This is a genomic window from Bacillus sp. IT-79MI2 (genome assembly GCF_949768135.1).
Lineage (GTDB): Bacteria > Bacillota > Bacilli > Bacillales > Bacillaceae_G > Bacillus_A > Bacillus_A pseudomycoides.
Genome location: NZ_CATKPV010000088.1, coordinates 1 through 10727 on the forward strand (window position 1 = coordinate 1; position 10727 = coordinate 10727).

Here is a 10727-nt window from a genome sequence, read left to right on the forward strand (position 1 = left end):
GCATTTTGGAAAAACCCCACGCTAAGCAAAAAATACAATAAGCCGCTCATATGGACAGCTCATTGACATAATTCACGTTACAGGAAGTTATCAAAGCTATTCAATTAAACCAACTATATCAAGAAAAATTATAGTAGTTATCATTGCAATAACTGCTATAAGAAATTTAAATCTGAATTTAATCTTAATACCTAGTTTATCTGGAATAAAATATATTCCCAAACCCATACTAATACGTCCTATTAATAAATATAATTGATATAAAAATTCGTTATTTATTTTTGCCTTAATATATATTTTACTGTAATCAAATAACAGGAAATATATTAGAATTATAATTAAGTAAAGAACAAATAATTTCACATAGTTTCTCATTTTAGTTTTTCTCAAAATACTTTATACTCCTTTTAGATGTTCAATCAATTTATAAATTTTGATCTATTATTTCTCCCTTTATCCATGTCCAAAATTGTTTAAATATGTGATGCCCCCCTTATTATCAAGACGTTCTCTATTATAATAGATTCGTGTAAGTAGGAAAGAGTTCCTCTTGTATATTCTATACACATCTAGTTCACATAACGTCCTATTATCGGTATTCAATGTATCTAGAAACCTAAAAAAGTACCTTCAGAAGATCTGAAGGTACTTTTCTTTTACATAATCTCACTTATCGGTAGTATCTCATTCTGTTCATTGATTAAAATGACAAGGTACTTTGCTCTTAGTCTACTAATATTCTTTAAAGTTTAACTTGGACTATATTACCGACAAATTCCACATTTCAAAGGTATTTCGTTTTATCATGTATAATGTAACTTTAGGAACGTTAATTGGAACATTAAGAGGAGCGTGAAGAACAATGTCTAATGGAACGCGGAATGGTATACAATCCGAGCCACTCCCAGCTTTCCTAACCAAAGAAGTAGCAGAAATATTAAGTATTAGCGAAAGCTATTTGCGTAAATGGTGTTTAGAGTTAGAAAAACATGAGTACATCTTTATAAAAGTTCGCGATCCTAAAAGTAATCGCGAATATCGAACCTTTACTTCAAAAGATATAAAAGCTTTAAAACAATTTCAAACACTTATGAAAGATGCCGGATATAACAAGGCGGATGCTGCCAAAACCGTAGCAATAACCATAAATAATGAAAATTGGAACACGAGTGGAACGTCCCATGATCCAATAGATTCCCAATCTTTGCTTATTACGAGAGATAAAGAAATATTGGAACGCGAAAAAAATACCAATTTGTTACGTGAATTGTTGCGCGAGGAACGCGAAGAAATAACAAAAGAACTCCAATCCATGAGAGAAGAACTACGACGAACTCAAGAAGAATTTCAAACATTGAAAGATGGTATAAAAATATATCAAAAACACCATGAACAATTGTTACAAGAAAGAGATCAGCAACTATTACATAGTATAAGATCTATTCAAGAGACTAAACAACTAGTTGCTCCTACTACAGAAAATAAACATCATTGGTGGAAATTTTGGAAATAAAACAAGCTTTGCATATATGCAAAGCTTGTTTTATTTCACATGTATTTAAACATCTTATTATTCTATAGACTTTCTTTCTATAACAGTTATAGCTACCCCTTAATGAAAATATTAACCCTTAGGAACATTATAAATTTTGATTAATAACTGTATTCCTATTACCATGACTGTAACCTTCTTCCACAACCAATGCATCTGATTTAGTAACATGGACAGTACCAAATGGATGATTTGGAGGAGCATATATCGAATAAAGTTTTAACGGAATATTACCTGTATTAGTTACATTATGCCATGTTCCGGCAGGTATCATTATTGCAAAATCATCATAGGCATTTCTTTTAAAATTTAAATTATCTTTACTCTTTCCCATTTCAACAATCCCCTGACCTTGTTCAATACGTAAAAATTGATCAACATTAGGATGTATTTCCAAACCGATATCTTCGCCAACATTGATGCTCATTAAAGTAACTTGTAAATGTTTCCCTGTCCATAAAGCAGTACGATACGTATTGTTTCGCTTTGCTGCTTCATTGATATTAACGACAAATGGTTCTGATCCATAATCTTTTAACGAAATACTTCCATCACCATTGAAAAAACGAAAAAAATCAAATCTGTTTGTATAATCTATCTCATTAGGAAAAGTCCAGTAAACAGACTGTATTCCATAGTTATACATTGGTACATTAGCATAATAAGGATATTCATATCGATACATACAAGGAATATAGTACATTTTTCTCAATCCTTCACAATTTTATAAAATTATCCTATGCACTGGTTAAGTCGATGTACTTAAATTCAAAGTAACTTTTGTAAAGAAAGATTTTTAGCCTAAAACACTTATTTCATTAAATGCACCTTTAACTTAACAATACAATTGAAGTTTAAAAGTCAAAAGAAAAAAACTATATCAACAAAATTTTTTATCGAACTTTGTTTTAAAATTATCAATCTTTTTTATACAAGATTTTATACGTTTTTTTGTACTAATACAGGATATTCGTAAGCCTAAAAAACCTTAATATCTCCACAATGTATAAAACCATGCATAAAATGATAAACAAATAAGAAGCGAAATCCTAATTATATCAATGGATTTCGCTTCTTATTTGCTACCGATAATAGGACGTTATGTTAACCAATTATGTATGAAATATACATAAGGAAATGAATTCCAATTGGTTGTACAATTAGATTATAAGATTCAGAAATAAACAAAACATAGCCTAAAGAAAGGAGTATACATTAGTGATATTTTTCATTACAGTTCTTCTTTTAATATTCTCCTATGATTTCACAAAAATGATGAAGCAAAATAAAATCATGATTGAACAAAACAATAAGATTATAAAGCTATTAGAAGATATGAAAAATAAATAAAATATACTTCCGCTAACGGGACTTATGGTAACTAGGGTTGTATAAACTATATAAAAGTGGGGTACCCCCAACATTTCGTGTTAATGAGACATAATGAATAGATTTAGATGATTACGTATCATTACATGGTAGAAAATATCTTAATGTATAAAAGAGTTAAAAAGTTGGAGGGACTCCTATATGGGAGGATACTTGTGGATTTAGTTATTGGTATGATTATTGGATTAGCTATTGGTATAATTATAGGAGGTAGTCGAAAAAAAACAGAATGAAAGATGCATTAAAAAGAACTAAAAACATAGTTTTTAGTTCTTTTTAATGCATCCTTTTTTTAGAAAATTGTTTTAAAATTAATAACTTCTTTTAAATAAGTGATAATAAGTAATAGTGTAATAACTATTGTAATTGCAGTTGTTTGTTTTTCTTTTTTTACTAATATAGTTAATCCAATAGGGGCATGTAGCGAGTCCCTTATATGAACAAAAAATCCTTTCAGATCTTCTGAAGAAACTTTTCTAGGTTTCTAAATAGATTGACTGCTGATAAGTAGTCTTATGTTAACTAGATATGTATAGCCTATTCACCATTTCAATACTACTTGATCTTCATAAAAATATTCTCTTTGATCTCTGAATCTAGCAAAATAAACTATTGTTTTTGATTTAAAATATAATCAATTCTTGATTTATCACTAGCACTAGTCTCAATAAGATTAAACAATTTCTGTTTTAAATTATCCTGATATATATTAAAATCTTTTTTTAATTCTTCTAATTCATTGTTTTCTATTTTTGAAATAACCTCTCCAGCATGAGACAATTTTTCATATAAAAAATCTGGAAGTTGTTTTCTTTTTATTCCTTCTAACGCAAGATTAACAAGATACGAATACTTTATAAAATCGCTGGTATTAATATTTTGCCAGTCTTCCTCAATGATTTTTCCACTTGCTTGAGTAACAGTTAAACCATCTTCATCTACATATTCATCCAAGTCCAATTGAGCTGCTTCAATTATATATTCATAATTTATTGAGTTGCTCATTTATATCCGATCTCCCTGTTTGTTATTTTAACGTGTTATTTGTAATAATATTTACCTTAATATTAGGGGGTTTTTCCCTGAATTCAAATATTAAATTAGTACAACTTTGACAGCAATCTAGTTCAGAGAATAAATTTATTTCCCCTTTTATCATTTATTAACACATAAAAAGAAAGGAAGAGTATTAATCAAGTAAATAATTTATTATGTCTTTCGTATAAGTATTTTAATTTCAATGAGATATTTATATTGTCTATAGGTCGTTCAATCTCTTTATGTATAGCATTTTGAATGTATACTTTTCTTGCTAATTTTAAGGATATCAGGGGAATTGGGATGAAGTCAATGTTTTCGGTGATATGAATGTAAACAAATATTTAAAAGTTTACATTCAAAAATGGACAATAAAAAACAGTAGTGTATAAAATCACTACTGTTTTTTATTGTTTTATTGCAAGTAAACTACTTGAATTCTTTTCTATATAATATAACAGAATAAATAGCTCCAACGAAGAAGACAATGGCTTCAGATAATATGAAAAATTGACGGAAATACATATCTTTACTCACCCAAGAAATAAATATGGCATTCGTTACAAGTTGAGTACCAAACATACAAGAAATAACTTTAAGATAAATAGCATTTGTTCTTTCATCCGGTTGACCAAATTTTTTCATCATAATAAAAAGCACAATTGCTGAACCCAACATTAGAAGGCTTGTAAAACCTACAAAAATATTGAAATTATCTGTGCTTTCTAACATCCATTTATTTAATAGATCAATCATTATTATCTTCCTTTCCTACATAAGAGAATATTTCGTTTATATCAACCTCAAAGTAATTTGCTATTCGATATGCTAACACTAGTGAAGGAGAGTAATTATTCTTTTCCATAACAAATATTGTTTGTTTAGAAACCCCAACAGCATCAGCTAAATCTTTTTGTGACATTCTTTTTAATACCCTATATTCATAGACTTTATTTGTTATAGAGTCGCCATGTTTTTCCTTCATAGTTAACATCTTCCTTTCTTAAGACTTATATTAAACCTATTTTATAAAAAAGTAAAGTTTAATTATACAAAAGATAAAAAAAATTATATAAATTAAAAGAAATACTATATATTTATTGAGAGTAAACTTCTATTCAAAAGTTTACTTTCATTTCTTAATAAATAAAAAGCACTTTTTAATGTTTTAAAAGTGCTTTAACTTGATGTTGATGTGACGGAACCTCTAGTATGTAGAAATTTAAAAAAGTCCCTTCATAATGTTAAAGGGACTTTGCTCACACAAATGATCTGCACATCAATTCACTTTCGATATACAGATCATTTGTATGATAATTTTTATAAATAATTGCGGGATAATGAACTTACATTACTGCTTTTAAAAGTTCTCCTACTAATGGGATGATTCCACCTAAGAATGATAAAACTGCCATTGCGATTGCCATATTATTTCCTCCTCTTATTTCGTATTAAGATATGATAATTTTTATAAATAATTGCTAAATAATGTACTTACATAAATGCTTTTAAAAGTTCTTGAACGAATGGAAGTGCTCCACCTACAAATTTTAAAACTGTCATTGCAATTGTCATATTATTTCCTCCTCTGTTGTTGATGCTAAGATGTGATTTATCTTTATGCTTTTATTATAGTAAGCGCTTACATTAATAACAATATATTTTTATATGTAATATTGCATATGGAGGGTAAGGTCACGAAATATCATATGATTTTTAAAGATTTAATCTGCTAATTTCGCAGTATTTTACAATTTATTTTTGCTATATTTATTAGAAAAGGGGATGAATTAATGTTTGAATTTATAAAAGAAAAGTTAGCATTAATAGGTACTCTTTGTTTGTTTATTATTACTATTGTAAATTACACAGTAAATAACGAGACAGTAACTGGGATAGTTAGTATTTCATTATTTGTTCTTGTATTAATCTTATATATTATTTCTAGAAATACTAAACTTACAAATAATTAGAGGTAGTTGTATCATGTCTGTCAACGGTAAGCGGACAGAATGAAGCGGAAGCGAAATGAAGGAGCATTAAGGAGTTGACAGACTCACTATGCAACCCTCTTGTGGTTGTCAAAAGGTACCCTTTTGACCCTGCCAACCGGCGAGGGAGCCCCCTCAATATTGAGGGGGTTGGGGGTGTTTCATAAAGGGGCCAAGGGGGAAAGTTCCCCTTGTAGGTTTGGACAAAGTCCAAGGTTTTAACTCCCCCTTTTAAGGGGGTTGGGGGGTGTCATGCTAAGCATGACCAAGCGTGTATTTGGGTACCAAATACGGAGCTTGCCTAATTACGACGATTACGATAAAATGGAAATATAAGGATACCATTTTATCGTGCGGATGACCTCTATAGATGGGCAGCCGCTGAGGAGGAATTACGTTGTGAGCGAGAACAGATCTGAGGCAAAACAAATTAAATTTCGGGTGAGCGAAGACGAGTTTCAACGGTTAACGCTTATGGCGGATAACGTTGGAATGAGTGTGCCGGCTTTCGTGAAAGCCAAGGCGCATGGGGTGAGAGTAAGACAACCGAAGATTGATAGAAAAGGAGCAATTGAAATTGCGAGGGAATTGAGAGCAATTGGTACCAATTTGAACCAAGTAACAAAGTGGTGCAATGCTCGAAAACAAGTAAGTGAACAAGAATTGGAACGATTAAATTACAACATAGAGCAAATCAAAAAAGGATTGGAAAAGGCATGGCAACAATTAAGCTAGGTAGTACAAAAAATGCGAATGCATTATTGAGGTACGCTGAGAAGCGTTCAAAAGCCTCCTGCGGTGTGAATTGTGATGTGGAGTATGTTAGGAGCCAAATGACAGCTACAAGGGAATTATGGGGCAAAAATGGCGGTGTACAAGCCCATCATGTTGTACAGTCTTTTAAACCAGGAGAAGTAACGCCAGAATTAGCAAATCAAATTGGGCAAGATTTAGCCAAGGAAATTGCAAAAGATCATGAGGTAGCAGTTTATACGCATACGGATAAAGACCATATACATAATCACATTGTCATCAATTCCGTAAATCTTGAGACAGGGAAAAAATATGTAGATAATGCGAAAAACCTTTATTTTATACGTGAGCAATCAGATAAATTATGTGAGCAGCATGACTTATCTGTTGTAAAAGAGCCATCAGCAAAGCAACGTTATCATCAAGCTGAATACGGTCTTGCCAAACGTGGTGAAATAAGTTGGAAGGATGAATTACGTCAAACGATTGACTATGTAAAAGATCAAACAACAAATCTAGAAGATTTTAAGAAGCTATTGCAACAAAAATTTGGTGTTGAAGTGAAAGAACGTGGTCAACATTTTAGTTTTAAACATCCTGATGTAGGGCGATTTGTAAGGGGGAAAACACTCGGCTTAAACTACGAAAGGGGTACGATAGAAAATGAGTTTAGTAGACAAATTGAATCAAGTGAAGAGCGACGAGTCAGCGAAACTTATACAAGAGTTGCAGAAGAATCTAGAGGACAATCAGAAGTTAATGGATCTACTGAAAGGGTACATCAGCGTACAGATGGACAGGGATACCAATATGAAAATGGCAACGAGCAAAGAATTGATAGCAATGCAGAAGACAAGCGAGGAAATACAGAAGGAGATGCTTTTAATTTTAGAAAAGCAAAGTCAGCTCTTGAACGTCAACAAAGAAATTCTACTGAAGACTTTGGAAAGTGGAAAAAGCGAGATGGCAGCAAACAACCAACAAACAGTCTATCATCTCCAAAACATTCAAAACAACCTAAACGGACAAATGGAAGAAATCAAGAAAGACATGGGACGCGAGATTCACAACATGAGCATAAAAGCACAAAAAAGATTACAAAAAGTCGAAGAAAAGAGCAATCAATTGATTTTGAACCTTAAAAAAGATACTTTAATGTATTTTTGGGTAGATGCTTTCAAATATGGATTAGCTACAAGTGTAGTTCTAATCCCCTTGTATTTCCTTATACGTTCTTTTTTTTCATCGATAGGGATGGAACTACCTTAAGTGATTAAAAACATTTTAGAAGAGTTTAAGAGTGGTTTTATTTAACAATAGATTTCATGTTATGATAAAAATAGAAAAAACGCCCTAGCTTTGGTCGGCGAGGCGTTTCTTCATAAACAGGTTGGAATCAACCAATTATATACTCTATATACATTCTAACATATAAAAGTTGATTCCTTCCACAAAAGGGAGCGAATTATTTTATGACAAAAGTTGTAGATTTTGGACAAGCCGAAAGAAATGCTAGAAAAAGAGATTTGGAAATTGAAAATGAAAAATTTAAGCAAGATCATAATGAGGTTTCAAAAGCTGAATTAGAAAAAGCCATGGAAATTATGGCTAAAGCTACTGGTAAAGAACTTTACATAGGCACTAAAAAAAGTCCTCAATCGAAAGTGAGGTTTGTTCAATTGATTCAAGATAATTGGAACTATGCTTTGGAGACAGGATATTTTACTGATGAAGAAATACTATTTTTAATGCGCATTCAACGGTTTTTACAATTTAAGAGTAATTGTATAGTTGATGACATTCATTCTAGAAGTGCAGTTCCTATGACTCAAACGCAGATTGCTGAACGTCTTGGAACGAGTAAACCTAAGGTTAGTCGAGTATTAAAGCAATTACAAGAAAAAGGTGTTGTAGTAAAAGCAGTAGGTCAAGAAATTGAAGGTAATAACGTACGTACTAACGCAATTTTTATTAATCCTAACATTATGTTCTCTGGTGAACGTGATAATATTGAAGTCACTTTAAAAGCATTATTTATAAAATCTAAACCGTTATTAAAAAAATTTCCAATAGCCCTTTTTTAAGGGCTATTTTTTATATTTTCGTAGTTACCTAATTTGATAACTAATGTTACCTAATTTGATAACTACGAAAATACTTATAAACCCTTGATATAACAACATTTTCATAACCAAATAAGGTTAATTTACTCTCACTCTCTATATAAGGCTAAAAGTTCCGCAAGGAACAGGTAGTATTTTTGAGCAAAGAACGCTCAAAAATCTCCACCTTGTCCGCTTTGCTCCCTCCCTGCAAAACTTTTTTCAGCTCGTGTGCTTTTCTCGCCAAGCCGACAGACAAAAAGCAAAGCAATGGTTCTCGACTTGGACAAGCAAGTATACGAGCCGAACCGCTTAGATCAATCGTTCAAAAATAGTTCTTATACGATATGTTGATACGTAAACCGTGGGTTTTCGCCCCCACACGACGAGCCAGCACTCTAGCCAAAAAGCAAATGTAAGACCAAAAGACAAGAACAAACCACAAAAAAAGTCCTCCAGATTGTTTAACTGGGGAACTTTTATGTTCACATAATTATCGTTATTGGAAGTTATTGCAAACCCCTCCTGTTTGAAGGGAGGGGCAATCTTTGTTTTGTTTTTCTAACAGGGGTCACCATATCAAAAATAGAAAATAGATTTTTGCAAGACTTTTGTAATATTTATGCAAGTATTTTGAAAGATATATATATTAAGATGAACTTGTCAACATGAATTATAAGACTTTAAGTAAAATTTACTTAGTTTCTAGAATGATAGTAATTCATTTATTACAAATACAAAAAAAATAAGAGTTTTATAATCTCAAAAGAGGAGTTAGTAATATGTTAAAAAACAATAAGAAGACTAAACAAATTTTATCACTTGCTATGATTGGAGTTATTGGTACTTCATTTGCATTCGCATCTCCAAGTTCAGCAAGTGCAGCTCAAATTAACCCTATCCAAAATATCGCAGTGGGAGAAGAAAAACCTTATATAGAAAATTGGGATGAGCCCTTCAAAAAGATGTTTAGCATGCTTCAAAATGGTGATGCACGATATAAGAACTTTAAAAACCCACAGTTTGTTCTTGATAAGGTTGTAAAAATGTCTGTAGAAGAAGATGGTTCTCCTATTACTAATGCAAAAACTCTATTCGTAGGGAAGACAGTTTTCAAAAATGATTCAGATCATGATCAAACCTTTACTACAAATGAGTTCTCAAAGACAATTGAGCATTCTATTTCTAGTTCCACTACACATGGATTTAACTTAGGAGTAACTGCTGGTGCATCGTTTGGTATTCCGGGTATTGGAGAGGGAAGTGTTGAAATATCTACTGAATATAATTTCTCAAATACAAATGAAAATACAAAGACCGAGAGTTATACTTATACCGCTAGCCCGCAAAATATCGTGGTTCCTGCACATTCAGCTGTAGAGGTTTCTGTAATTTTAAATACTGTTAAAATAAATGGAAATGTAGACCTTACCTCTACTATAACAGGAAAAGTTAATTATGAAGATGGTTCTAAAATGAGAAGTAATAATCTTCAGAATTTATGGTATGATGCTTTTAGATATAACAATAGCAGAACCTCTGATTTGAATGTAAAACCTGTCTATGAGTATTCAGATGGTTTAACTGATAAAGTTACTTTAAAAGGAAAAGGCAAATACTCAGCTGAATATGGAACACAGTTCTCTGTAACTGTAAAGCCTGTTGAAATGAAACCTAGAGCACTTGCTGTTACATCTAGCGGTACGGATGCATCTACTAACGAAGATTACACTGTTACTAACGAAGGTCACACTTATACAGTACAACCAGAAGTTAAAAAAGAAAACTAAAATACTTTAAAACTAAAAGCCCTCTCGAGTGAGAAGGGCTCTTTTTTATGCTTTAGTCTATTATCGACTTTTAGATAATGCACGTAATACAGGCTTTATGGTTTTACTTATT

At 31.5% G+C, this 10727-nt stretch carries 12 protein-coding genes; 6 read left to right on the top strand and 6 right to left on the bottom strand.

Annotated elements, in window-relative coordinates; translation table 11 throughout:
* Nucleotides 1–96: 96 nt before the first annotated feature.
* Nucleotides 97–390: a hypothetical protein gene (locus ACM6HU_RS22675; RefSeq protein ID WP_307838338.1), complete on the bottom strand. Its 294-nt coding sequence runs from the start codon at nt 388–390 to the stop codon at nt 97–99.
* Between the two features lie 472 nt (nt 391–862).
* On the opposite strand from ACM6HU_RS22675, the gene ACM6HU_RS22680 reads away from it, so the two are divergent.
* Complete coding sequence (locus ACM6HU_RS22680) at nt 863–1513, top strand: DUF3967 domain-containing protein (protein ID WP_414848462.1); 651 nt, start codon at nt 863–865, stop codon at nt 1511–1513.
* A 127-nt stretch (nt 1514–1640) separates the two neighbouring features.
* On the opposite strand, the gene ACM6HU_RS22685 is transcribed toward ACM6HU_RS22680, so the two are convergent.
* The 5 genes from ACM6HU_RS22685 to ACM6HU_RS22705 all read right to left on the bottom strand — a co-directional run bounded on the left by ACM6HU_RS22685 (nt 1641) and on the right by ACM6HU_RS22705 (nt 4964).
* Entirely contained in the window at nt 1641–2255 is a 615-nt protein-coding gene (locus ACM6HU_RS22685; RefSeq protein WP_414848463.1) for a cupin domain-containing protein, read from the bottom strand.
* A gap of 1295 nt (nt 2256–3550) precedes the next feature.
* Nucleotides 3551–3946 carry a hypothetical protein gene (locus tag ACM6HU_RS22690; RefSeq protein WP_016113511.1) on the bottom strand — a complete coding sequence of 132 codons (396 nt, stop codon included), beginning with the start codon at nt 3944–3946 and terminating at the stop codon, nt 3551–3553.
* A 22-nt stretch (nt 3947–3968) separates the two neighbouring features.
* Complete coding sequence (locus ACM6HU_RS22695; RefSeq protein ID WP_229165988.1) at nt 3969–4100, bottom strand: deaminase domain-containing protein; 132 nt, start codon at nt 4098–4100, stop codon at nt 3969–3971.
* 308 nt (nt 4101–4408) lie between these two features.
* Nucleotides 4409–4735: a hypothetical protein gene (locus tag ACM6HU_RS22700; RefSeq protein WP_016113392.1), complete on the bottom strand. Its 327-nt coding sequence runs from the start codon at nt 4733–4735 to the stop codon at nt 4409–4411.
* On the bottom strand, nt 4728–4964 hold the full coding sequence (locus tag ACM6HU_RS22705; RefSeq protein ID WP_000659766.1) for a helix-turn-helix transcriptional regulator: 237 nt from the start codon (nt 4962–4964) through the stop codon (nt 4728–4730). The genes ACM6HU_RS22700 and ACM6HU_RS22705 overlap by 8 nt, the downstream gene beginning before the upstream one ends.
* 808 nt (nt 4965–5772) lie before the next feature.
* Here ACM6HU_RS22705 and ACM6HU_RS22710 point away from each other — a divergent pair.
* The 5 genes from ACM6HU_RS22710 to ACM6HU_RS22730 all read left to right on the top strand — a co-directional run bounded on the left by ACM6HU_RS22710 (nt 5773) and on the right by ACM6HU_RS22730 (nt 10615).
* Entirely contained in the window at nt 5773–5952 is a 180-nt protein-coding gene (locus tag ACM6HU_RS22710; protein ID WP_016113393.1) for a hypothetical protein, read from the top strand.
* Between the two features lie 417 nt (nt 5953–6369).
* Complete coding sequence (locus ACM6HU_RS22715; RefSeq protein WP_016113394.1) at nt 6370–6705, top strand: plasmid mobilization protein; 336 nt, start codon at nt 6370–6372, stop codon at nt 6703–6705.
* Entirely contained in the window at nt 6687–7865 is a 1179-nt protein-coding gene (locus tag ACM6HU_RS22720; RefSeq protein ID WP_016132743.1) for a relaxase/mobilization nuclease domain-containing protein, read from the top strand. The genes ACM6HU_RS22715 and ACM6HU_RS22720 overlap by 19 nt, the downstream gene beginning before the upstream one ends.
* A gap of 330 nt (nt 7866–8195) precedes the next feature.
* A complete protein-coding gene (locus tag ACM6HU_RS22725) occupies nt 8196–8807 on the top strand; it encodes a helix-turn-helix domain-containing protein (RefSeq protein WP_414848464.1) in 612 nt (203 codons plus the stop codon).
* An 800-nt stretch (nt 8808–9607) separates the two neighbouring features.
* On the top strand, nt 9608–10615 hold the full coding sequence (locus ACM6HU_RS22730) for an ETX/MTX2 family pore-forming toxin (RefSeq protein ID WP_414848465.1): 1008 nt from the start codon (nt 9608–9610) through the stop codon (nt 10613–10615).
* The last annotated feature ends 112 nt before the right edge of the window (nt 10616–10727 follow it).

Bases quoted from the DNA above. Each gene is read 5' to 3' on its own strand.
- ACM6HU_RS22720 (WP_016132743.1), top strand. From the start codon at position 6,687: ATGGCAACAATTAAGCTAGGTAGTACAAAAAATGCGAATGCATTATTG.
- ACM6HU_RS22685 (WP_414848463.1), bottom strand. From the start codon at position 2,255: ATGTACTATATTCCTTGTATGTATCGATATGAATATCCTTATTATGCT.
- ACM6HU_RS22725 (WP_414848464.1), top strand. From the start codon at position 8,196: ATGACAAAAGTTGTAGATTTTGGACAAGCCGAAAGAAATGCTAGAAAA.
- ACM6HU_RS22730 (WP_414848465.1), top strand. From the start codon at position 9,608: ATGTTAAAAAACAATAAGAAGACTAAACAAATTTTATCACTTGCTATG.
- ACM6HU_RS22705 (WP_000659766.1), bottom strand. From the start codon at position 4,964: ATGAAGGAAAAACATGGCGACTCTATAACAAATAAAGTCTATGAATAT.
- ACM6HU_RS22700 (WP_016113392.1), bottom strand. From the start codon at position 4,735: ATGATTGATCTATTAAATAAATGGATGTTAGAAAGCACAGATAATTTC.
- ACM6HU_RS22690 (WP_016113511.1), bottom strand. From the start codon at position 3,946: ATGAGCAACTCAATAAATTATGAATATATAATTGAAGCAGCTCAATTG.
- ACM6HU_RS22680 (WP_414848462.1), top strand. From the start codon at position 863: ATGTCTAATGGAACGCGGAATGGTATACAATCCGAGCCACTCCCAGCT.
- ACM6HU_RS22695 (WP_229165988.1), bottom strand. From the start codon at position 4,100: ATGATAAAAGGGGAAATAAATTTATTCTCTGAACTAGATTGCTGTCAA.
- ACM6HU_RS22710 (WP_016113393.1), top strand. From the start codon at position 5,773: ATGTTTGAATTTATAAAAGAAAAGTTAGCATTAATAGGTACTCTTTGT.